22 protein-coding genes are annotated in these 22,319 nt (G+C 40.9%); 8 read left to right on the top strand and 14 right to left on the bottom strand.

All coding sequences use genetic code 11. The annotated features are described in order from the left end of the window. From gap to OFN91_RS06090, 7 genes are all read right to left on the bottom strand, one after another. Positions 1-1,005 carry a type I glyceraldehyde-3-phosphate dehydrogenase gene (gene gap, locus OFN91_RS06120; protein ID WP_270859369.1) on the bottom strand — a complete coding sequence of 335 codons (1,005 nt, stop codon included), beginning with the start codon at positions 1,003-1,005 and terminating at the stop codon, positions 1-3. Between the two features lie 81 nt (positions 1,006-1,086). Then, positions 1,087-1,344: a barstar family protein gene (locus tag OFN91_RS06115; RefSeq protein WP_270873619.1), complete on the bottom strand. Its 258-nt coding sequence runs from the start codon at positions 1,342-1,344 to the stop codon at positions 1,087-1,089. After that, positions 1,344-1,793: a ribonuclease domain-containing protein gene (locus OFN91_RS06110; protein ID WP_270873618.1), complete on the bottom strand. Its 450-nt coding sequence runs from the start codon at positions 1,791-1,793 to the stop codon at positions 1,344-1,346. The genes OFN91_RS06115 and OFN91_RS06110 overlap by 1 nt, the downstream gene beginning before the upstream one ends. After that, on the bottom strand, positions 1,786-2,349 hold the full coding sequence (locus OFN91_RS06105; RefSeq protein WP_333720469.1) for a DedA family protein: 564 nt from the start codon (positions 2,347-2,349) through the stop codon (positions 1,786-1,788). Before OFN91_RS06105 ends, OFN91_RS06110 begins: the two co-directional genes overlap by 8 nt. Positions 2,350-2,381: 32 nt before the next feature. Beyond that, entirely contained in the window at positions 2,382-2,954 is a 573-nt protein-coding gene (locus OFN91_RS06100) for a lipid-binding SYLF domain-containing protein (protein WP_270861941.1), read from the bottom strand. Between the two features lie 19 nt (positions 2,955-2,973). Further along, positions 2,974-4,527, bottom strand: a complete 1,554-nt coding sequence (gene rny, locus OFN91_RS06095; protein WP_270859364.1) for a ribonuclease Y — start codon at positions 4,525-4,527, stop codon at positions 2,974-2,976. After that, positions 4,460-5,077, bottom strand: coding sequence for a 5-formyltetrahydrofolate cyclo-ligase (locus OFN91_RS06090; protein WP_270873616.1), 618 nt, complete (start codon positions 5,075-5,077; stop codon positions 4,460-4,462). The genes rny and OFN91_RS06090 overlap by 68 nt, the downstream gene beginning before the upstream one ends. Positions 5,078-5,158: 81 nt before the next feature. On the opposite strand from OFN91_RS06090, the gene OFN91_RS06085 reads away from it, so the two are divergent. The 6 genes from OFN91_RS06085 (at position 5,159) to OFN91_RS06060 (ending at position 12,708) form a co-directional block, all read left to right on the top strand. After that, positions 5,159-5,740: a TlpA family protein disulfide reductase gene (locus OFN91_RS06085; RefSeq protein ID WP_270873615.1), complete on the top strand. Its 582-nt coding sequence runs from the start codon at positions 5,159-5,161 to the stop codon at positions 5,738-5,740. Then, complete coding sequence (ftsY, locus tag OFN91_RS06080) at positions 5,740-6,603, top strand: signal recognition particle-docking protein FtsY (protein ID WP_270873614.1); 864 nt, start codon at positions 5,740-5,742, stop codon at positions 6,601-6,603. Before OFN91_RS06085 ends, ftsY begins: the two co-directional genes overlap by 1 nt. A 140-nt stretch (positions 6,604-6,743) precedes the next feature. Next, the gene (locus OFN91_RS06075) at positions 6,744-7,532 is read left to right on the top strand and encodes an ATP-binding cassette domain-containing protein (protein ID WP_270866086.1); all 789 of its coding nucleotides are present in this window, start codon (positions 6,744-6,746) and stop codon (positions 7,530-7,532) included. Beyond that, a complete protein-coding gene (locus OFN91_RS06070; RefSeq protein ID WP_270873613.1) occupies positions 7,532-8,455 on the top strand; it encodes an ABC transporter permease in 924 nt (307 codons plus the stop codon). Before OFN91_RS06075 ends, OFN91_RS06070 begins: the two co-directional genes overlap by 1 nt. Then, positions 8,452-10,401, top strand: coding sequence for a tetratricopeptide repeat protein (locus OFN91_RS06065; RefSeq protein ID WP_270873612.1), 1,950 nt, complete (start codon positions 8,452-8,454; stop codon positions 10,399-10,401). Before OFN91_RS06070 ends, OFN91_RS06065 begins: the two co-directional genes overlap by 4 nt. Before the next feature lie 15 nt (positions 10,402-10,416). After that, positions 10,417-12,708 carry a tetratricopeptide repeat protein gene (locus tag OFN91_RS06060; protein WP_270873611.1) on the top strand — a complete coding sequence of 764 codons (2,292 nt, stop codon included), beginning with the start codon at positions 10,417-10,419 and terminating at the stop codon, positions 12,706-12,708. 13 nt (positions 12,709-12,721) lie between these two features. Here the strand turns inward: OFN91_RS06060 and rho are convergent, their stop codons facing one another. The 4 genes from rho to acpP all read right to left on the bottom strand — a co-directional run bounded on the left by rho (position 12,722) and on the right by acpP (position 16,554). Then, complete coding sequence (gene rho / locus OFN91_RS06055) at positions 12,722-14,077, bottom strand: transcription termination factor Rho (protein WP_270859359.1); 1,356 nt, start codon at positions 14,075-14,077, stop codon at positions 12,722-12,724. Between the two features lie 64 nt (positions 14,078-14,141). Beyond that, on the bottom strand, positions 14,142-15,077 hold the full coding sequence (accA, locus tag OFN91_RS06050) for an acetyl-CoA carboxylase carboxyl transferase subunit alpha (protein WP_270870577.1): 936 nt from the start codon (positions 15,075-15,077) through the stop codon (positions 14,142-14,144). Then, a complete protein-coding gene (locus OFN91_RS06045) occupies positions 15,077-16,291 on the bottom strand; it encodes a beta-ketoacyl-ACP synthase II (RefSeq protein ID WP_270873610.1) in 1,215 nt (404 codons plus the stop codon). The genes accA and OFN91_RS06045 overlap by 1 nt, the downstream gene beginning before the upstream one ends. Before the next feature lie 29 nt (positions 16,292-16,320). After that, positions 16,321-16,554, bottom strand: a complete 234-nt coding sequence (acpP, locus tag OFN91_RS06040) for an acyl carrier protein (RefSeq protein ID WP_270859356.1) — start codon at positions 16,552-16,554, stop codon at positions 16,321-16,323. Between the two features lie 117 nt (positions 16,555-16,671). Between acpP and OFN91_RS06035 the strand changes: the two genes are divergently transcribed. Then, positions 16,672-17,652, top strand: coding sequence for a helix-turn-helix transcriptional regulator (locus tag OFN91_RS06035; protein ID WP_270873609.1), 981 nt, complete (start codon positions 16,672-16,674; stop codon positions 17,650-17,652). 471 nt (positions 17,653-18,123) lie between these two features. On the opposite strand, the gene OFN91_RS06030 is transcribed toward OFN91_RS06035, so the two are convergent. From OFN91_RS06030 to gpmI, 3 genes are all read right to left on the bottom strand, one after another. Then, a complete protein-coding gene (locus tag OFN91_RS06030) occupies positions 18,124-18,738 on the bottom strand; it encodes a hypothetical protein (RefSeq protein ID WP_270873608.1) in 615 nt (204 codons plus the stop codon). A gap of 127 nt (positions 18,739-18,865) precedes the next feature. Further along, a complete protein-coding gene (fabG, locus tag OFN91_RS06025; protein WP_270864612.1) occupies positions 18,866-19,609 on the bottom strand; it encodes a 3-oxoacyl-ACP reductase FabG in 744 nt (247 codons plus the stop codon). Between the two features lie 28 nt (positions 19,610-19,637). After that, complete coding sequence (gpmI, locus tag OFN91_RS06020; protein WP_270873607.1) at positions 19,638-21,104, bottom strand: 2,3-bisphosphoglycerate-independent phosphoglycerate mutase; 1,467 nt, start codon at positions 21,102-21,104, stop codon at positions 19,638-19,640. Positions 21,105-21,251: 147 nt separating this feature from the next. On the opposite strand from gpmI, the gene mraY reads away from it, so the two are divergent. Then, positions 21,252-22,313 (top strand): phospho-N-acetylmuramoyl-pentapeptide-transferase, encoded by a 1,062-nt coding sequence (gene mraY / locus OFN91_RS06015; RefSeq protein ID WP_270873606.1) that lies wholly within the window; start codon positions 21,252-21,254, stop codon positions 22,311-22,313. Positions 22,314-22,319: the final 6 nt, after the last annotated feature.

Here is a 22,319-nt window from a genome sequence, read left to right as displayed (position 1 = left end):
TTAACCCCTTTTTGACGCTGCGAAAACCGCTAAATCAACCAATCTGTTACTATAACCCCACTCGTTATCATACCAGCTTAGCACTTTGATTAAATTTCCGCCAATCACCTGCGTGCAATCGCTCGCCACAGCTGTCGAAAATGTCGAAGTGCAAAAATCGCTTGATACGCGTTTGTCATCATCGACGACCAAAATTCCCTTCATTGCGCCATTAGCGTATTTTCTAAAAATTTCATTTAGCTCATCAGCTGTGGTCTCTTTTTTGGTCGATACGGTTAAATCTACCATTGAGACATTTGCTACTGGCACGCGCACAGCTTGTCCGTGCATTTTGCCTTTAAGATGAGGCAAAATCAGGCTAATCGCCTTGGCTGCGCCTGTCGTAGTCGGTATGATATTGCACGCTGCCGCACGACTTCTGCGGAAATCACGGCTTTTGACATCGACTAGGCTTTGGCCGTTTGTATAAGCGTGGATTGTAGTCATCAAGCCCTTTTCGATACCTAGCTCATCGTCTAAAATTTTAGCAACAGGGCCAAGTCCGTTTGTGGTGCAGCTAGCGTTTGAAATCACGCTCTCGCCCGCGTAGCTTTCGTGATTTACGCCGATTACATAAGTCGGAGTGTCGTCCTTAGCAGGGGCACTCATAACGACAAGTTTAATGCCGTTATCCAAAAATGGTTTGCATTTTTCTGTGGTTAAAAATGCTCCCGTGCATTCTAACACAACTTCTGCACCAAGCCCCGCGAAATCGAGCTCGCTAGCGTCTCTGGTGCTATAAACTCTGATTTTTTTGCCATCTACTGCGATGTAATCATCGTTTATGATTTCAACTTTTTTATTAAATTCCCCATGAACTGTGTCGTATTGAAGCAAGTATCTAGTAAGGTCGCGTTTAGCGGTATCGTTGATAGCCACTAGCTCTACATCATCGCGATTTAGCGCGATTCTGGCTGCACATCTGCCGATGCGTCCAAAGCCGTTAATTGCAATTTTTGTTGCCATAATTTTTCCTTAAAATGAAATTTTAAAAATCTTATAATATTACAAAAATTTGGGTTAATTAACGGTAAAATGGATTAAATTTTAGCTGTTTTTGACGCTAAATTTCACGCCACTATCAATAAAAACGCTTAGCAAAATTTCATAAAATTCGCCAAATTTATCTTTTAAAATTTGGCTGTTTTCTATGATAAATTCAGCGTCGTTTCTCTCGGTTAGCGCGTCGTAAAGTGCATCTAGATTTGTAATGTAATCAGGCTCGAATTTTAGGCGTTTGGCAATAAATTTATAAAGCCCGGCTTTGCTTTTTACTTTGGTTGCGTCGATTGTGATTATTTTCATTATTGCACCCTCTCAAAGCTCTTGTAATGGTCTTTTGTATAAAAAATCAAGCCGTCGTTTGAAAACACTAGCCGTTTTTTACCCCTAGCACCACCCCTGTAATCAATATCAGCCTCTGTGTAAATTCTGCCCTTTTTTGCAGGAAGTGCGCGCTCGTAATTTCCAAATCTATCGCCGCCGATCGATTTATCCTTCGCGTATGCGTGCAGATCGCCACCGCTCCAACCAAGGGCGTTTGCCTGCTTTTTAGTAATGAAATTTGAAGGCAGTTTTCCGTGCGCTTTGATATGCTCGCTCACGCACTCTTTGCTAATGCAAAGCTCGCTTGCTGGCGTTTGCGCGCCATTATCTTGCGCACTTTGCGAAATAGAATTTTTGCCATAAAATAAAAATAAAGCTAATGCTAAAACCCCGAAAATCAGGGCAAAATTTAGAAATTTTTTACTCACTTTTGATTCTTTTTTTGGTCGCAAATTTAAAATAGCAAATTATCGCTGCTACAACCAAAGCGAGGATTAGTGGCGCGATATAAGGTTTTTCTTTGATATGAGAGTAGATTTCTTGGACGAAATCCCCAGCATAAAAGCTCAAAAGTCCGATTATAAGTGCCCACACAAGCGAACTAACCGCGTTTAAAATGCTAAATTTCAAAAACGAGTATTTTGTGATACCAATGGCGATTGGAACTAAGGTTTTTAGCCCATAGATGAATTTTTGGAATAAAATTATCCTATCGCCGTATCGTTTGAATAAAATTTGCGACAAAGCCAAATTTCGACGCTGTTTTTTTAGGTATGGCATGATATCTTTTTTGTTGTAGCGACTGACCCAAAACAGCCCCGTATCGCCCAAGAAATTCGACACGCAGGCTACGGCTATACAAACCCAAATATTAAGTTCGCCTGTAAAGCTTAAAATTCCAGCAGCCACCAAGGCGATAAATCCACCGCCCAAAGTATATAAAAAAAGCAGTAAATATCCCCAAGTATGGAGGTTTTCAAACATAGAATCCATGAAATTTACCCACTTAATCTAGCCTAAAAATTTCGCCCTAAAACCTGCATTAAAAGCCTGTATTCTTGTGTGGAAGTATCGAAAGCCACGCTATTTTTGGTCTCTATGACAGAGCCACCTAGGCTAACACCAGCGAAAAATCCACCCTTGCTAGTGAAAACATACATATCTTTATTTATCATATCAAGTCTGCCAGAATCCGCGCTGTAATTGCCAACCACGGCTGTCGCGTCGCCTGAGAGGGTGATTTGGGATTTGCGCATTTTATTTATCATAGCCTCACTCATCACGAAAATTACCAAATAATTATCCTCATAGCCTATTTGTAGCCCGATACTAGCGTTTGAAATATCCACAGCGCTTACCTGACCGCCCTTATAGACGATGACGCCCTCGCCATACATTCCGCCTATGATAAAGCCTAGCTTTTTCACACTTGGGAAAATCAGCACAGCCTCGGCCTCATTAGCTAGGTATTTATACGCAGAGTTGCTTTTCATCACAGACGAATACGCGCCCGCGCTATTTATCAAAAGCTCGTCCTCTCCAAAAAGTGCGCCCACAAAAAGCAAAAGTGAAAGTATGATTTTTTTCATTTTTTATCCTTAGTTAAATTTATTTAGCGATTTCGACTGCGCGCAGTTCGCGTATGACATTTACCTTGATTTCGCCCGGGAATTGCACCTTGTCTTGGATTTCTTCGGCGATCTCTTTTGCGATCAGCACAGCCTCATCATCGTTGATTAATTTTGCATTAGCAATGACGCGAATTTCGCGTCCAGCGTTGATTGCATAAGCTTGTTTTACGCCGTTTTTACCAAGTGCGATTGTCTCTATATCATTAACTCTTTTTAGGAAGCTCTCCAATACTTCGCGCCTTGCCCCAGGTCTAGCCGCGCTTAGCGCGTCAGCTGCGCACACAGCGGCACTTTCTACGCTTGTAGCCTCCTCGTGTCCGTGGTGAGCGAAAATCGCATTAATCACGACTGGGTGCTCTTTGTATCTGCGACAAACCTCTGCGCCCAAATCCACATGCGAGCCCTCGTATTCGTGTGTAAGAGCCTTGCCGATATCGTGCAAAAGTCCGGCCCTTTTGGCTAGTTTTGGATCGCCACCTGTCTCAGCTGCGATAATTCCTGCTAAATGTGCCACTTCAAGCGAGTGCGCAAGGGCGTTTTGACCATAGCTTGCACGGAATTTTAACTTTCCAATAAGTTTTAAAATTTCTGGGTGCAGTTTGCCAATGCCTAGATCCATAACGATATTTTCGCCCTCTTCCAAAATGCTCGATTCGAACTCATCGCAAACTCTTTTATAAATATCCTCGATTCTAGCTGGCTGAATTCTGCCATCTTCAATCAAAAGCTCGATTACGCGCACAGCGATAGCCCTGCGGTAAAGATTGTGCGAGCTAACGATAATCGCATTTGGCGTATCATCGATGATGACATCTACGCCCAGCGTCATTTCCAAGCTTTTGATATTGCGACCCTCTTTACCGATAATTCTGCCTTTTAGCTCATCGTTTTTGATATTTACGACATTTATTAAGCGTTCAGCCGCAAACTCGCCAGCAAAACGCGAAGTCGCCTGAGCGATGATATAATTTGCCTTTTTTCTAGCCTCTTTTTTCGCCTCTTCCTCGTGTTTGCGCACGATATGAGCGATATCTATGCGTGATTGTTCCTCGACCTTGCGCAAAATTTCATCTCTTGCCTCACTTTGCGTAAATCCAGCCACACGCTCTAAAACTTTCAGCGATTCGGCTAGTTTTTCCTCATAATTTTTCTTTAAATTTACGCCCTCATCGTAGAGAAATTTAGCTTCATTTCTCGCATTTTCTACATCTGCTTTGCTGTTTTTAAGCACCTCTTGTTCGGTTAAAAGAGCCTGTTCTTTTTTGTTCAGTTCGTTGAATTTTTGGTTGTAATCTTTTTGGAGATGATTTGACTTTTCCTCGTATTTCTTTTTAGCCTCTAATTCAGCCTCTTGGACTGAAATTTTAGAATCCCTAAGCACGCCCTCGGCTTCGAATTCTATGGCTTTTGCCTTTGCTTTTGCTTGTTCAATCAATACATCGTAATTTGCGTTATTGATTTTTCTAGCTACCCCATACCCTATGCCAGCGCCCACCGCAAGAGCGCACAAGGCGATTAAGATCTCTATCATATTTTCCTCTTTTAAAGTAATTTTTGCTCGGAGTAATGTAAAAATCACCTACCACATCGTGGCTCAAAGATAAAATTTCATTTGTGAAACAATCCTCTAAGCTCACAAAAACCACAGTAGGTTTGTGTTTTAGACCTGAAAAAAACATATCATAATATCCTTTACCATGTCCTATTCTAGCGAGCCTTCCATCTACTCCAACCACTGGAATAACCGCTAGATCCACCTTGCCAAAATAGCCGTTTTGGGGCAGTGTTTCACGCAACCCAAAATGCGATTTGACAAAAGGAAGTCGCAATTTTACCATTTTTAAATTAATATCCGTTATAAGTGGAAGATAAAATTCGCATTTTTTACCCATTAAATTTTTCAAAAACAAAATTTCGGGCTCGTATTTTAGTGGCAAAAAAATCAAAATTTTGCGCGCACCAAGAGCGCGGATTAAATTCGCAATGCGCCTAGAAATGATATACGAAGTGCATTTGGCTGAAATTTTGGCACGAAATTTCAGCCTAGATTTGCAAATTTTCCTAAATTCATTTTTTTCCACGATTTTAACTTTGTATTAAATTTTAACGGCTATTTTAGCAAGTTTAAGTATAATTCCACATCAAAATTTACAAGGTAACAAATGAAATTTAAAATTTTACTAGCTCTGCTTATGGGTTTTTTCGTCCTTGCTGGGTGCGAGAAAAAGGACGAGCAAAGCGCAAATAGCGAGCCAGAGACAACCCAAAGCGCCGAAAATATCCCCGCAGAAAGCAGTATTGGTACCAATTACACTGCGCCGTTTTCGCTTACATTTACAAATAATCAAATTTTAAATATGCAAAAAAACAAAAATGGTTTTAGCATAGAAAATGGCGGCAAAACCACACTTTTTGCATTTTTTGCCTCGTGGTGCGATGCCTGCACGATTCAGGCAAGCGCGCTTAATGCACTCGTGGAAAAATACGGCGATAAGCTCGATGTAGTGGCTGTTTTGATAGCTGATGAGATTTCATTAGACGAGCTAAAAGAGTATGAAAAAAAGGTAAAAGCCAAATTTAAAATAGCCTACGGCGAGGCAAATGATTTTTTCATGGGCACGCTTGGAGGGATTTCAGAAATCCCGTATTTGGTGGTTTATGACAAAAAAGGCGAGTTTAGCGCTCAATATTTCGGCTTGATTCCCGAAGAAATTTTAACACTCGAAATGGAGAAAATTTTATAATGTTTAATTTTTTTAAAAAAGGTCTTAGCAAGACGATCGAGGCTATGAAGGAGGCCCGCGGCAAAAGCAAAATTTCAAAAGATGTGCTTGAAGAAATGCTTTTAGAAGCCGATGTGGATTATGAAATCATCGAGGAAATTATATTTTATCTCCCACCTAACGAATTCGTCGAAAAGGCCGATTTGAAGCGTGTAATGAAGACATATTTTATGTATGAACACGAAAATTTCACCCCTGCTAAGCCTTATGTCGAGCTAATCCTTGGCGTAAATGGCGCAGGCAAGACAACCTCTGTCGCAAAGCTGGCAAATTTATACAAAAAGGCTGGAAATAGCGTGATTTTGGGCGCGTGCGATACATTTAGAGCGGGCGCAGTCGAGCAGATAAAACGCTGGTCGCAAATCATAAATGTCCCTATCATCGCTACCGCGCAAGGCCACGACCCTGCGGCTGTGGCTTACGATACCATTAACTCAGCCGTCGCCAAAGGGCTAGATCGCGTGCTAATCGATACAGCCGGCAGACTTCAAAACCAAAAAAACCTAGCAAACGAGCTAGAAAAAATCGTGCGTATCTCAGCCAGAGCCTGTGAGGGCGCGCCACATCGCAAAATCATCGTGCTTGACGCGACACAAGGAAACAACAGCGTAATCCAAGCCAAAGCTTTTAATGAAATCACCAAGCTTGATGGCATAATCATCACCAAACTTGACGGCACGCCAAAAGGTGGCGCGCTTTTTGGGATTGCGCGCGAGCTAGAAATCCCGATTTTGTATGTCGGCGTGGGCGAGAGTATGGACGATTTGATCAAATTTAACCCAGATGAGTTTGTCGATACCCTAGTCGATGGACTTTTTGAATAGATAAATTTCACTTTAAATTTGCAAATTTATAAAAAACTAAATTTGCAAATTCTTTTTAAATTTAGCCAAATTTAACCCCAATATAAGTGCGTTAAGAATATAATCTGACTTTGTTAAAATTTCAAAATTTAGGTCGAAAAATGCAAATTTATGCGGATAATTGCACCCTCTCATACGGGAAAAATCCTATTGTATCAAAACTAAGCTTTCGCGCTAATAGTGGCGAAATGGTAGCTGTAATGGGGCCAAGTGGCGTAGGCAAATCCACGACTTTGGGTCTGTTTTTTGGCGAAGCAAAATGCGAAAATGGCGAGTTTGGCATAAATGGTGCGCCAAATTTAGACCAAAATATAATCTCGCTGATTACGCAAGATGATATTTTGATAAAAGAATTTAGCGTTTATGAAAATCTCAAACACTACGCCAGATTGCACGGTGTGGCATTTTCGCGCATTGACGAAGTGATTAGTAGCCTAAATTTGGGCAAGGTGCGAAACAGCCCAGTATATAAAGGCGGTAAATGGGCGATTAGTGGCGGTCAGCGCAAAAGAGTAAATATCGCAATGGAAATGCTTTTATCGCGTAATGAAATTTTCTTTGCCGATGAGCCAACCAGCGGGCTTAGCACCGCAGGCAGTATTCAGGTTTTGCAGAGCCTTCGCGACATAGCCGACGGCAAAAGCATGAACGCCCCAAAAATCGTCATGGTGATAATTCACCAGCCAAATTTAGAGATGATAAAGATGTTTGATAAAATTTTGCTTTTTGAGGAAATCAAAAAGGAAAATGGCAAAAAACCAACTAGCCTAGCAACGACGAAATTTATGAGCTTGGCAGAGTTTTTTAGCGAGCATTTAGGTTGCGATTATGCGGGAGCTGATACGCTCGAACTTCACAAAAAATACAATGAATTTTTAAAGAGTATATGATGAAAGATATTTTAAATTTTACCCAGATTGAGTTTCTTAGAAATACCCTACGCAACGCCAAATACTTCATCTTTGGCGTGGTTGGCGTGGCGTGGTTTTTGGGATATTTTATCGCGTGGATTTTCTCACATAGCGATAGTTTCATAGACAACGACCATTATGTGGATTATCTCTTTTTTATCGCCATTTCAGCGGCGTTTTTGGGGATTTTAAAGGGTATTTACGACATTTACGGAGACAAAGAGCTTATGCGTAAATTTAGCCGTAGCGGGCTTAGTTTGTATAAATTTTTCGTCGCTAAATTTAGCGTCGCGCTGATAATTGGCATTTTTCAGTGCTATTTGCTCACAATCTCAGCCAAATCCATGCTCCAAATCCCAGAAGGCGTGCTAATTAGCACAAACTGGCTGATTTGTTCGTTTATTTTCATCTGCTCTTATGCTATGGCACTTGTAGCCTCATGCCTCGTGCATAACGACAAAATGGCATCAATCAGCCTTGCAATTTTGCTCGTGCCTCAAATCATGCTAAGCGGGCTTGTGCCTTACGACAAACTTCACAAGGCGATATTTTTGTGGCAAAGTGACTATGAGCGTATGCCGCCACCTGCTATCATCATGCCCATACCTGTGGGGTTTGAAGCACTTGTAACGGCAAATTATAAAATGCTAATCGACGAAAACGGCAACTACCAAAATATGAATAAAACATTAAAAAACATATATATCGTTGAAGATGAAGACAAGACCGGGTTTTTCCGCTCACACAAAAGCGCATTTGGCGTGAGTATGTGGATATACGACCTGCTGTTAATAACGATTTTATGCGCGTTTTACTTCATCTTAGCGCAGAAAATTTTTATCTTTTTAAACACACCGAAATTTAAAAAATCAAATTTGAAATTTAATAAAGGACAAATATGAAAAATTTTGCCAAATTTTTATTTGTTTGTGGCTTTGCGTTTGGCTTTGCGAACGCTAACGACGCTGAGTGCCTAGGCGGGGACGCCAAAGAGTGCTTTGCAAGCGCGAAAGCCTACGAGCAAAGTGGAGATAACGCAAAGGCGCAGGAATTTTACCAAAAAGCCTGCGAGCTAAACTATGCTGTGGGTTGCAACAAGGCTGGCGCGATTTTTGCCTCAAAGCAAGAAAACGAAAACGCAAAAACGCTATATCTCAAAGCTTGCGATCTAAACCACCACGAAAGTTGTGTAAATTTGGGCGAAATTTACGAAAACGAAGGCAACTGCAACAAAGCAAGCGAAATTTACAAAGATACCTTTGAAAACAAAAAATTTAAGCCAGCCCAAGCAAAATTTGAAGCCCTTGTTGGCAACGAAAAATGTATGAGCGATGAGATAAAAAGGCAAAAAGAAGAGGCCCAAAAAGAGATCGACGCTAAAATCAAAGCCCTAAAACCGCTCGAAGCCTTGGAAGATAAAGCATGCGAGCCAGGGGACGGCAGGAAATACTACCTACAAGGCATAAACTACGAAAACAACCAAACCGTAAGCGAAGCTGTAATGCTAAAAGTATTTCAAAAATCCTGCGATTGTGGCGAGGCGAAATCTTGCGACGAAGTGGCAAATATCTATATGAAAAACTACAACAATTTATCGAGCAAAGATAGAGAAATCGCGCTAAATGCTACCAAACGCGCCTGCGACGGAAATATCGTAACAGGCTGCCAAAAACAAATCGTCGCAACCGAGCGATCTATGGGGATTTTCGATATCAAAGACAGACAAGAAAAAGAGCGTAAAATCGACGAGCTAAAAGAAAAAATCGTAGTTTTAACCGCAAATCACGAAAAGCTTTGCAAGGCTGGAAGTGGGCTAGAAAACGCGCTAAATTGCCATTGGTTGGCTGATTTTTATCTCTCAACCGGCAGAGATCACGAAGTAGCCGAAGCCGCAAGGCTATATGATAGAGCGTGCGGGCTAGATATCAACGGCAGCTGCTACATGGTGGGCAAAATCTACCTAGACGGCCACAACAGTCGCACCAACCCAGACGATACGATAAATGTGGATTTTGGTAAAGCAAGGGCCTTTTACCGCAAGGCTTGCGATGCAGATGTCAAAATCGCATGCAAAAATTTAGGCGCGCTATACACACTTAGCGAATTTGAGAAAGACTGCGACGCAAACAGCTCTGATGCGTGCTTGCAAGCAGGCAAAATGCACGCGCGAGGAAACGAGAGCGAGAGATATTTCCAATATATCGCGCCAAATTTAACCAAAGCGCAGGAATTTTACAAAAAAGCCTGCGAGCTAAACAACTACGAAGCGTGCAATATCTGGGGTATGAACGCAGCAGAAATCGAATACAAAAAAGAAAGCTACAAATACGATGAAGCCAAAAACGCGCTTTTTAAGGCGTGCGATAATGGTATCGAAAAAGCCTGCGCAAATTTAGAAAAATGGATTGAGCTTCGAGATTTGGAGAATTCTTGCGAAAAAAATAATGTCGAGGACTGTTTGAAACTTGCTAATTTATACTGGAATGGATATGGACGCAACTCATATATGACTAGAATTAAACCTGATAACAGAAAAGCGACAAAAACCTACAAAAAAGCTTGCGAGTTAGAAAATACGAGTGCTTGTTATTACGCTGGAAATATTTATTACAAAGGCGATGTCGCAAGACAGGATTATGATATAGCAATGGAATTTTACAAAAAAGCTTGCGATGGCGAATTTGCTTTGGCTTGCAGAAGTTTGGGTGCTATGTATTATGATGGCGTAGGCGTAGAGAAAAATATGGCAAAAGCTGCCGAGTATTATGGCGAGGGTTGCGATCTGGGCGATAATTCAGAACGATACAACTCATGCGAAATGTATAAAAAAGCAAAAAATGCGAAATAAAATTTAGGAGAGATAATGAAAAATTTGAGTAATATTTTTTTATCATTTTTTTATATTTTGCTTCTATTTTCACTTAATTCATGCGGAAAAATTTCAAACGATGAATTATGCGAAAAAGGAGATGAAAAAGCATGCTTTGTAAGTGGAAAATTTTACGATGATAATAATGAAAGCGTGAAAGCTTTACAATTTTATGCTAAATCATGCGAATTAAATTACGCGCTAGGTTGCGATAAAATAGCACAAGACTATGCGCAAAAAGACGATACTCAAAACGCAAAAAAATTTTTCCTAAAATCATGTGAGCTAAATCATCACGAAAGTTGTTTAAGTTATGGTGAAATGTTTGAAAATGAGGGCGATTGTGATAAAGCAAGCGAAATTTATAAAGATACATTTAAAAATAAAAAATATAAACCAGCTAGCGATAAATTTGATAATTTGATTAAAAGCGAAAAGTGTTTAGGCACAGAAATTATAATTAAAAAAGAGATTGTTAATTGTGAGCCAAATGAGGGATTAGAAAAATATTTTGAAGCTATGAGTTATTTGGATTCTCATTACGATGAAAAAAAATCATACGAAATAATTACTCTTTTTGAAAAATCTTGCAAATGTGGTATGGCTTTGAGTTGTAATATGGCTGCTATGCATATCGCTCATTATCTAGGATTTAAAAATGCTTATTTTGCTAACGATAAATTAGATAATAAAGAAATTAAAGCAGTTTATATACAAAACCGACCAAATAATGAAAATAATATGAAAGCAATGAAAGAATATGCTAAAAAAGCTTGTGAGGGCAATGTGATTATGGGTTGTAAACAATTGTATAATATGGCAAAACATACAAAAAATAAAGAAATCAACACAAAAATAATAGAAAATAAAAATTCTAAATTTGAACAACTAAAAAATCAAAACGAAGAAATCAATACCGATAATTTGCGCAAAAAAATCAATATTCTAGTAAATCAACATCAAAAAAAATGCGAGGCAAAAAATGACCTCGATAATGCATTTAGTTGCGAAATGGTAGCCGATTTCTTTAACTCCGAAAATATGGAACCAAACAGCGTATTAAATTTGTATGAAAAAGCCTGTAATTTAGACCTAAATACTAGTTGTTATAAAGTGTCCAATATCTATCAAGATACTAAACTAAAAGATACAGCAAATTTTAAAGCATGCAATGGAGGCATAAAAAGAAGTTGTGATAACTTAGGCTCTACTTACGATTTAATAAATAATGAAATTTTATGTTTTGATAAAAACGATAGTGATGCTTGCGTGAAAGCAGGACAAATGCATAGGCACTATCAAGAATCTCTTGAATTATTTACGAGAGCGTGTAACTTAGACAATTATCAAGGTTGTTATCTACAAGGGCTGACTGAACTTAATTTAGGATATCCTTTTGGAGATAACTATAACTTTGATAAAGTATTTAACCCAATATTTAAGGCATGTGATAATAAAATTGAAAAGGCATGTCATAAAATAGGCAAAAAAGCAGATTTAATGAAATACATCCAAAGCTGTAATAACAATAACTCAGATGATTGTGTGAGAGCTGCGGAACTTTACTATAAAGGCTTTGAAATAGATAGCCTACACGGTGGTGTTTATGATTATATACAAGCACCAGATAGAGAAAATGGACAAAAATTTAGTAAAAAAGCTTGTGATTTGCAAAATAATTATGGTTGCTACTTATATGAAACCCACATATACAGAGAAAATACAAACAACAATACAAATTATGACAAAAATAAAGTTTTCACTCCTTTAATCAAAGCTTGTGAAGAAAACATACAAAAAGCTTGTGAAAAATTAGGTAAAAAAGCAGATTTGATGAAATCTATTAAAGGTTGCGATAGTAATAACTCAGCCGATTGCATTGAGGCCGGAGAACTTTATTTTAAAGGCTTTGAGGTTCACTCTATATTTCCATCATATATACAGCAACCAGATAAAAAAATAGCACTAGAATTAATTAAAAAATCTTGTGACTTAAATAGCACAAGAGGGTGCGACTATTTAGCTTCTATATATGAACAAGGGTATATAGTAAGGCAAGATTATAACTTAGCTATTCTATATTACAAAAAATCCCACGACATTTCACTAGAATTATGTAAAAATGGAAACGCAGACCACTGCAAGAATCTAGGCGAAATTTACAAACAAGGGAAATTGGGAATAGATAAAAATTGGGCTAAATCTACCGAATATTACGGAAAAGCCTGCGATTTAGAAGATTACAGAGCATGCGAAACTTATAAACTAATGAAAATTTCAAACTAACCTTATGAACGAGCTATTGCTCGTTCATAATCGATAAAAGTTCTGCGTTGTTTTTGGTTTTTAGGATTTTTGGGTATAAAAATTTCAGTGCCTCGACATCGTCCATCGTAGAAACCACAGAGCGAATAGCCCAAATTTTCTGCAAATTTTGCGCACCTTGGAGCAACTCTTCTTTTCTCGTGCCTGATTTTGTGATATTAATCGCTGGGTAAATTCGGCGATCGCTGATATTTCTATCTAAGATAATCTCGCTATTTCCAGTGCCTTTAAACTCCTCGAAAATCACATCGTCCATACGAGATCCTGTCTCGATTAGCGCAGTCGCCACGATAGTAAGCGATCCGCCGTTTTCGATATTTCGCGCCGCTCCAAAAAAGCGTTTTGGCTTGTGAAGTGCGTTGGCATCGACACCACCGCTTAGCACCTTACCACTAGCTGGGGTTACGGTGTTGTAAGCACGCGCAAGGCGAGTAATGCTATCGAGCAAAATCACCACATCTTTGCCGATTTCGACGGCGCGTTTTGCCTTTTCGATCACGAGCTCAGCCACGCGCACATGGTTAAACGCAGGCTGATCGAAAGTCGAGCTAAACACCTCGCCACGCACACTGCGCTCCATATCGGTAACCTCTTCTGGTCTTTCATCTACCAAAAGCACCAAAAGCTCGACCTCTGGGTGATTTCTCGTAATTCCGTTTGCCAGCTCCTTCATAAGCTCGGTTTTACCTGTGCGAGGCGGAGCTGTGATAAGCGCTCTTTGACCCTTGCCAATCGGCGTAAAAAGGTCTAGCACGCGACCAGTTAGCTTCATCGGATCGTATTCGAGCTGTAATTTTTCAGTCGGAAAAAGCGGAGTAAGGTTGTCAAAAAGCGGTCTTTCTCTGGCTTCTTGGATTGATTTGTAATTAATCGCTTCGATTTTTAAAAGTGCGTAATATTTCTCTTGATCTTTTGGCTCTCTTACTTGACCAGTTACGATATCGCCTACACGAAGGGCAAATTTGCGAATTTGGCTTAGGCTGACATAGGCGTCATTTGCGCTGTCGCTAAGGTTTGAGTCGATTCCTCGCAAAAAGCCGTATCCCTCAGGCGTAACCTCTAAAATTCCAGTAAATAAAATAAATCCGCCCTGTTTTGTCTGCATGCGAAGTATCTCAAACACGAGCTCTTGGCGGCGAAATTCGCGAGAATTTTCCACACCTAGCTCATCAGCGATTGCGACAAGGTTTTCTAAATCCATAGCGCGAAGCTCTTCGATTTGATATCCCTCTACTGGGACATGAGTTTTAGCATGAACTTTTTTCGTGTGATTTGGTGCTTGTGGGGCGGTTTGGGTTTGTTGGGTTGAATTTTCCTTAGTGTTTTCCATTGTTCCTCTTTGAAATTTGAAGATTTAAAATTTGGCGGTAAAAGGTAGCTGTAATTATAAAATTTTATTCCTTAAACGCACCAAATTTTAGAATTTTTTGTTGTCTGCGAGTGATAATCTCATCGATTGAGAGATTTGCTAGCTTGTCAAGCTCGGCTAAAACATAGTTTCCTAGCAATTTTGCTGTACCGTCTCTGTCCCTATGAGCGCCCATTTTAGGCTCTTCAATGACATCGTCGATTAGATCAAGCTCTTTTAACTCCTCAGCGGTAATCTTTAACGCTTTTGTCGCTGCTTCGCTTTTTTCTGGATCGTTCCACAAAATCGCCGCACAGCCCTCTGGCGAAATAACTGAAAAGATTGAGTTTTGTAGCATTGCTAATTTATCAGCTACGCCGATAGCTAGCGCGCCACCGCTTCCGCCCTCGCCGATAACTACGGCGATTGTTGGAGTGCGTAGATTACTAAGTTCGTATAAATTTCGCGCGATTGCCTCGCTTTGTCCGCGCTCTTCGGCGCCGATTCCAGGATATGCACCCGGAGTGTCGATTAAAAATAAAATAGGCAGATTAAATTTTTCGGCTAATTTCGCCACTCTTAGAGCCTTGCGGTAACCTTCTGGGTGAGGCATACCGAAATTTCGCTTTAATTTATTTTTTGTGCCACGACCCTTTTGTTCTGCGATTACGACGATTTTGCGTGTGCCGATGATACCTAGGTAGCACACAATCGACGCGTCATCGCGATACGCGCGATCGCCGTGGATTTCGTGAGCGTCTTTTAAAAGTGCTCTGATATAATCAATCGCATAAGGACGATCTGGGTGGCGGGCTAGTTGCAAGCGTTGGTATTCGCTAAGATTTTTGTAAATTTTAGCGACCTCTTTTTCTAAATTTTTGTTTAAAATCTCAACCGCGTCCTCATCGCCACGAATTTTTGCGTTGGCGATATCATCATCTATTTGTTTAATAGATTTTTCAAAATCAAGATAACTTGCCATTATTTCACTCTTTTGAAGATTACAGATCCGTTTGTGCCACCAAAGCCGAAATTGTTGCTCATAACGCAATCAATCTGTGCTTTGCGCGCAGTATTTGGGACATAGTCCAAATCACACTCTGGATCTTTTGAAATTTGATTGATTGTAGGAGGGATAATTCCACTTTCCATAGCTAGTAGGGCAACCGCTGCCTCGATCGCACCAGCTGCGCCAAGACAATGCCCGATTTGACCCTTTGTCGAGCTTACAGCTGGGACATTTGCGCCAAATAGCTCTTTTAGAGCTGCTGTTTCGTTTCTGTCATTTACCGCAGTAGATGTGCCGTGAGCGTTGATATAATCAACCTTTGGTTCGCCAGCCATTTTATAGGCCTTTTTCATAGCGCGAAGCGGACCATCAAGCGTAGGCGAAGTGATATGATACGCATCACCGCTAGAACCATATCCGATAAGCTCACCATAAATTTTAGCCCCTCTTGCAACTGCGTCCTCGTAAGTCTCCAAAACAAGCGCAGCTGCGCCCTCTCCCATAACAAAGCCATTTCTCTCCCCGTCAAACGGTCTGCTTGCATGCTCAGGATCGTCATTTCTGGTAGAAAGCGCCTTCATAGCGGCAAATCCACCGATACCGACAGGGCAAATCGCAGCCTCAGCGCCAACGACTAACATTTTTTTCGCTTCACCGACTTGGATAGTTTTCGCTGCCTCGATGATAGCGTGAGTAGATGCCGCACAAGCTGTAACACTGGCTAAATTTGGACCTTTGAGATTGTGATAAATAGAAATAAATCCGCCTAGCATATTTACTAGTGCAGACGGGATAAAAAATGGAGAAATTCTCCTAGGACCACGCTGCAAACAGACATTTGAGTTGATCTCAATATTCGGCAAACCACCGATTCCAGCGGCTGAACTGATACCAAACTCATCGGCGTCAAATTCGCTAAATTTAGCATCACTCATAGCCTCTGTGGCAGCTTTTAGTCCTAGTTGAATAAATCTATCCATTTTCTTGATCTCTTTGCCGTCTTCGACAACCACGCTAGGATCGAAATCCTTAACTTCGGCTGCTATGCTAACTGGAAATTCGCTCGCATCAAAAAGTGTAATCTTGCCTACTCCGGTTTTTCCGCTGCAAATGTTTTCGAAACTACTTTTTTTATCAAGGCCAAGGGCTGTAATCATGCCAATTCCGGTTACTACGACTCTTTTCAAGATCAATTCCTTAAAATTTAAAATTTAAATTATTTATTTAAGCTTTCTACATAGCTTACGACATCGCCGATTGTTACTAATTTCTCTGATTCGCTATCTGGAATTTCGATGCCAAATTTCTCTTCCAAAGCCATTACTAGCTCAACTACATCTAATGAATCAGCGCCCAAATCTTCGATAATTTTTGCTTCTGGTTTTACTTGATCAGGTGCAACGCTAAGTTGCTCCACAACTACATCTCTTACATCTTCAAATGCTGCCATTTGTAACTCCTTTAAAAAAATAACTCGTTATATTATAATAAGTTTGCTTAAAGTATCGAAATTTAAACATTTTTACTATAATACGCGCCCTGACATTATAAAATTTGGAGTTAAATTTTGAGTAAAGATAGCTCGGTCAAACGCGTGATCGAAATCATATATGATTTGCAAAAAGGCAGTGTGCTAAATCTGGCGAATTTAGCGGATAAATACAGCGTCAGCGAGCGCACACTAAGGCGAGATTTGGAGGTCATCAAAGAAATTTTTGGCGATATTTTCGTGCATTTAGGGGGCGGAAATTACCAAAGCTCGCAAAAAGCGATTTTTGAAAATATGCTAAATTCGAGCGAATTTTTTATGCTTAAAGAAATCATAAAACTCTCTCACAAATCCAGCCTAGAAATTTCGAAAAATTTAAGCAAATCCATGCAAGATAAAATTTTAAAAAACCTAGACGAGAGCCCATATATCTTTAAACACAAGCCTTACGAAGAAATTTTTGCTAGGCGGGAAGTGTTTAAAATTTTAGAGCGCGCGATAACTTATAAAAAAGAAATTTCCTTTAAATACACAAACGCGGGCAAAATTTCACACTTTACAATCCAGCCGTATAAAATAATGTTTATGGAGCAAAATTTCTACCTCGCAGGACTGCAAAAACGCCCGCACAAGCACGCGCATGTGATTTTTCGAATCGCGATGATGAGCGAGGTCGAATTTAGCGGGCGCGAATTTAAGCGCGACCAAAATTACCTAGATTTTTTGCATTTCATAAACTCGCCATGGGCGAGCTATTCGCCGAATTTCAGGGCGAATTTAATCAAAGTAATTTTGCAAATCCCGCAAGAACACGCCAAGTATTTCAGGCTCAAAAAATTCTACCCCACCCAAGAAATCATTTGCGAAAACGATGACGGGAGCATAAATGTCGAATTTAGCGTGACAAATTTCGGCGAAATTTTAAATATCATCAAGCAGTGGCTTCCGCGCATAAAAGTCCTAGCCCCGCGCAAACTAGAAGGTATGGTAAAGGGCATAGCTAGGGAATTTTATGAGAATACACACGGAAATTTACCGCCACAAAAGGCGAAATTTTAGCCGAATTTAATGGCAAATTCAGGCTAAATTCCCTACGCAAATAGGCGAAATTCTGTTTCATTTCTGCCCCCAAACTACCGCCCTAGCGAGCATATCAGCCTAGTCCAAACAAGCAAGATCAAGGAAAAAAACTTATAAAACCTTACCTAGGATTTTAAATAACTTTAAGGCGCGCGAAACTAGCACGCATCATAAAATTTCAACTTTGCGAAAACTAAATTTGAAATTTAATCTTTGCATTTTAAACTATAAATTTTGCACTTTAAGCGGCTCAGGCAACAAGCCTGATTCTGGTTATGAGCCAGATGAGATACTCGGTCTCTAAAAGATTTAGCAGATCTTTATAGTTTGTTAGCGCGCCGTTTTTGCCAAGTGGCGCTTGCTTGGTCTCCTTTTTCGCTCGTTTTCGATATGCTCGCTAGGGCGGTATCAAATCTCAAATTTCGCCCTATTTCGCAAACCTGCGCGAGGTTAGATTTCAATCATCGTTTTGGCGTTGATTTCAGACAGGCTCAAATCAATCTCGCTTAAAAGCGTGACTAGCTCGTCTTTTTGCGCAATCGCTTTTTCCAAAGTAAGTGGCGAGATAATCTCGATTTTATAGGCATCGCGGAAGCTTTTTAGAGTTTGTTCGATAGTATCTTTTGGCAAGGTGTTTTTGACTGTGCCATAGATAGATTCTAGCGTTTTTTGCGCCTTTTCCTCGGTTTTGGTTTCCTCTTTTTCCTTGATTTTCGCCGCCTCATCAAGGCAAGCAATCATCATAGATAATTCATCGATCCATGCGCTTACAATACCCTTATATTCGATAGCTTCGATGATAGTTAGATCTTCTTTGCCGATTTTAATGGTGTTTTGCACATTTGCCTTGGCAACTGCGCCTTTTAGCGCGCGTTTTTTCTTGCGCAAATCCGCCCTGCTATCCAGCACGCCATTAGCGTATTTTAAGAAATCTTGCGGAGTTTGGTTGCTACCATTTACCAAAACGCCATTTATTGCGACTTTGGCTAATTTGTAATCCCCGCCTTGCAACTTTTTATCAATCAACTTAATCTGGGCCAATGCTCTTGTGATTGAAATTTCCATTTTTTGCTCCTTGTTTTTGATTTGGAGCAATTTTACATGGATTTTTTGTCATATTGTGTCAAAAAATAAAAATGTAGAATTTTAAGAAGAAAATTTAAAATTTTGCCGAAAATTCGGCAAAATTTGGTTACATATAAAGTCCGCCGTTGATTTTAAGCACATCGCCGGTGATATAGCTAGCATAATCGCTAAGCAAAAACGCCACGCCGTGCGCCACATCTTGCGCGCTTCCGAAGCGTTTAAGCGGGATATTTGCCTCGTAGTTCGCTCTGACCTCATCGCTTAGAGCGTCTGTCATATCAGTAGCGATAAAGCCCGGTGTCACGCAGTTAAAGCGCACTCCGCGACTCGCACCCTCTTTGGCGAAACTCTTGCTCATCGCTATCATACCGCCCTTGCTCGCGCTGTAATTTACCTGCCCTGCATTGCCCATTTCGCCGACGATTGAGGCGATATTTACGACTGCGCCGAAGCGTTTTTTGCTCATTACTTTTAGCGCCTCGCGTGAGCCGATGAAAGCCGAAGTGAGATTTGCGTCGATTACGCCGGTGAAGTCTTCTAGCTTCATGCGAAGGGCTAGTTTGTCGTTTGTGATACCTGCGTTATTGACGAGGTAGCTTAGCTCGCCGTCGCTCTGAATTATCACATTTATCGCTTCGATAAACTCAGCCTCGTTTGTCGCGTCAAATTTCACCACAGCGCCCTCGCCGCCATTTGCTCGAATTTCTTCTAAAAGCGCGTCGGCTAGCTCAGGCTTTGAGCGGTAATTAATCCACACTTTAAGCCCCATGCTGGCTAGCACTCTGGCGATATCTGCACCGATTCCTCTACTTGCGCCTGTGATTAAGACATTTTTTCCACTAAATTTCATTTTTTATCCTTTCTTTGAATTTCAAATTTTAAAACAAAGCCTCGTCCATTTGCGCTGGAATTTCAAGCCCCATTAGCTTTAAGATAGTTGGCGCGACATTGCTAAGCCCAAAATCCCTCTTTAACTCACTCACGCCCTGCGCGCTTACGAAGCAAAACACATCAAAAGTCGTGTGGTTTGTGAGTAGCTCGCCCTGTGCCCCTCGCATTTGCTCGCAGTTGCCGTGATCTGAAATTTGCACATAAGCGTAATCAAATTCCTTTGCCTTAGCGTAAATTTTACCCAGACACTCATCTACCGCCTCGACTGCCTTAACCGCAGCATCGAAGTTGCCCGTGTGGCCGACCATATCGCCGTTAGCAAAATTTACCACGATAAAATCTTCGCCCCCCTCGATACCTTTTATCACAGCCTCGCACACAGCGTGCGCGCTCATAGCAGGGCATAAATCATAAGTCGCGACCTTTGGGCTGTCGATTAAAATGCGAGTTTCGTTCTGTACGCACTCTTCGCTGCCGCCGTTGAAAAAAAATGTAACATGAGCGTATTTTTCGGTCTCGGCAGTGTGAAGCTGTCTAAGTCCCGCATCCGCGATGACCTCGGCAAGAGTATTTTGCAAAATGTCCTTTTTGACAATGATTGGAAATGGAAATTTCGCGTCGTATTCTGTCATGGTGATTAAATTTCGCACGCAAAATTTACGCTCAAAGCCCGTGAAATCCTCCATACTCAAAGCTTGGCAAATCTCACGCGCCCGGTCGTTGCGGAAATTTACAAAAATAATTCCGTCATTTTCTTTAATCCCGTCAAATTTCCCAAAAATCGCTGGCTCGATAAATTCGTCCGTAATGCCCTTCTCATAGCTTTTGTGAGCATACTCGCTTGGGGAGATTTTTTGCTTCTCACCCTCGCCCATTAGCGCAGCATAGGCCTTTTGCACCCTTTCCCAGCGATTATCCCTATCCATAGCATAAAACCGCCCGCAAACGCTTCCTACGCTAAATTTCGCCTCCAAAGCTTCCAAAAACCCTGCCCCGCTTGTGGGACTTACATCGCGTCCATCAGTGATAGCGTGGGCAAAAACCTGCGCGCCTGCGTCTTTTGCTATCTGGCAAAGCGCGTCGAAATGGCGCAAATGCGAATGCACGCCACCGTCGCTATATAGCCCTATGACATGCACCCTAGGGCAAATTTTTAGCAAATTTACGATTTCGGGCGCAGTTTTTAGGGTGTCATTTTCGATCATTTTATCAATTTTGACTAGATTTTGATACAGCACGCGACCGCTTCCAATCGTCATGTGCCCGACCTCAGAGTTTCCCATTTGCCCCTCAGGCAAGCCCACTGCAAGCCCAGATGTGCGAAGTAGCGTGTTTGGCACAGAAGCGAAAAGCATATCGTAAGTCGGCTTTTTGGCTGCGGCAAAGGCGTTAAATTCGGCACTTTGGTTGCAACCAATGCCGTCAGTTATCACAAGGATTGTTTTTTGTTTCATATTTTTCTCCTAAATTCAATGCGGACATTGAAATTTCGCATTATACTTTTTTTTAGCAAATATCACAAAATTTAAAATTTAAAAGCTAAATTTTACAAAGAAAGTATTAAAATAATCGGTTTTAAAATAAAATTTAAAAGGCAAATTTTGTTATATTATATCTACCAAATCACAAATATAAATTTCTTTCAATACACCACAGCGCGCGCTGGAATCGCATTTTTCATAGCTTTTATTTTAAGCGTGTATCTAATGCCACGATTCATATCTTGGGCCAGAGCCAAAAACGCCTCCCAGCCTATCTACGACCTAGCCCCGCAAACGCACCAAAAAAAGTCCAAAACCCCCACAATGGGCGGACTTGTCTTTGTTTTCTCAGCGATTGTGGCGAGTGCGTTGTGCGTGAAATTTAGCATTTTCACAATCTGCGGTTTAATCACGCTAGCCGGATTTTGCGCGATAGGATTCAAGGACGATTTGTCTAAAATTTTGAGTGCCTCTAACCACGCAGGGCTTAGCCCGCAAACCAAACTTTTGCTCCAAAACGCCCTAGCTTTGGGGATTTCATTTACGCTGTATATTTTCAGTCCGCTTGGTGGCGAGCTGTATTTGCCCTTCGTGAAAAACCACATAATAAATTTAGAATTTTTCGCCATTGTATTTTGGATGATAGTTTTCAGCGCGAGCTCAAACGCCGTAAATTTAACCGACGGCCTTGACGGGCTAGCCACGATTCCCTCGGTGTTTTCGCTAGCTAGCCTTGGTATTTTTGCCTATTTGTGCGGACATGCGATTTATGCACAATACCTGTTTTTGCCAAAAATCGCAGGTGTGGGCGAGCTAAGTATCATCATCACAGCCCTTATCGGCGCACTTTTTGGGTTTTTGTGGTTTAATTGCTACCCAGCCGAAGTTTTCATGGGCGATAGCGGAAGCCTGAGCGTGGGGGCGTTTTTGGGATACTGCGCGATTGTGACAAAAAATGAATTTTTGCTAATTATAATCGGATTTGTCTTTGTGATGGAGACACTAAGCGTGATTTTGCAAGTCGGAAGCTTTAAAATGTTTAAAAGGCGAATTTTCCTTATGGCGCCTATTCATCACCATTTCGAGCTAAAAGGTTGGAGCGAAAACAAAATCATAATTCGCTTTTGGATAATCGCGCTAATGGCAAATTTAATCGCGCTAACTTCGATAAAATTAAGATAAGGAAAA

Source organism: Campylobacter sp. JMF_08 NE1, assembly GCF_027737875.1.
Lineage (GTDB): Bacteria > Campylobacterota > Campylobacteria > Campylobacterales > Campylobacteraceae > Campylobacter_B.
This window is presented reverse-complemented; position numbering and strand designations above follow the sequence as displayed.

Bases quoted from the DNA above. Each gene is read 5' to 3' on its own strand.
- accA (WP_270870577.1), bottom strand. From the start codon at position 15,077: ATGGCAAGTTATCTTGATTTTGAAAAATCTATTAAACAAATAGATGAT.
- fabG (WP_270864612.1), bottom strand. From the start codon at position 19,609: ATGAAATTTAGTGGAAAAAATGTCTTAATCACAGGCGCAAGTAGAGGA.
- rho (WP_270859359.1), bottom strand. From the start codon at position 14,077: ATGGAAAACACTAAGGAAAATTCAACCCAACAAACCCAAACCGCCCCA.
- acpP (WP_270859356.1), bottom strand. From the start codon at position 16,554: ATGGCAGCATTTGAAGATGTAAGAGATGTAGTTGTGGAGCAACTTAGC.
- OFN91_RS06070 (WP_270873613.1), top strand. From the start codon at position 7,532: ATGAAAGATATTTTAAATTTTACCCAGATTGAGTTTCTTAGAAATACC.
- OFN91_RS06115 (WP_270873619.1), bottom strand. From the start codon at position 1,344: ATGAAAATAATCACAATCGACGCAACCAAAGTAAAAAGCAAAGCCGGG.
- gpmI (WP_270873607.1), bottom strand. From the start codon at position 21,104: ATGAAACAAAAAACAATCCTTGTGATAACTGACGGCATTGGTTGCAAC.
- OFN91_RS06030 (WP_270873608.1), bottom strand. From the start codon at position 18,738: ATGGAAATTTCAATCACAAGAGCATTGGCCCAGATTAAGTTGATTGAT.
- rny (WP_270859364.1), bottom strand. From the start codon at position 4,527: ATGATAGAGATCTTAATCGCCTTGTGCGCTCTTGCGGTGGGCGCTGGC.
- OFN91_RS06105 (WP_333720469.1), bottom strand. From the start codon at position 2,349: ATGTTTGAAAACCTCCATACTTGGGGATATTTACTGCTTTTTTTATAT.
- OFN91_RS06065 (WP_270873612.1), top strand. From the start codon at position 8,452: ATGAAAAATTTTGCCAAATTTTTATTTGTTTGTGGCTTTGCGTTTGGC.
- OFN91_RS06060 (WP_270873611.1), top strand. From the start codon at position 10,417: ATGAAAAATTTGAGTAATATTTTTTTATCATTTTTTTATATTTTGCTT.
- OFN91_RS06085 (WP_270873615.1), top strand. From the start codon at position 5,159: ATGAAATTTAAAATTTTACTAGCTCTGCTTATGGGTTTTTTCGTCCTT.
- OFN91_RS06075 (WP_270866086.1), top strand. From the start codon at position 6,744: ATGCAAATTTATGCGGATAATTGCACCCTCTCATACGGGAAAAATCCT.
- ftsY (WP_270873614.1), top strand. From the start codon at position 5,740: ATGTTTAATTTTTTTAAAAAAGGTCTTAGCAAGACGATCGAGGCTATG.
- OFN91_RS06100 (WP_270861941.1), bottom strand. From the start codon at position 2,954: ATGAAAAAAATCATACTTTCACTTTTGCTTTTTGTGGGCGCACTTTTT.
- gap (WP_270859369.1), bottom strand. From the start codon at position 1,005: ATGGCAACAAAAATTGCAATTAACGGCTTTGGACGCATCGGCAGATGT.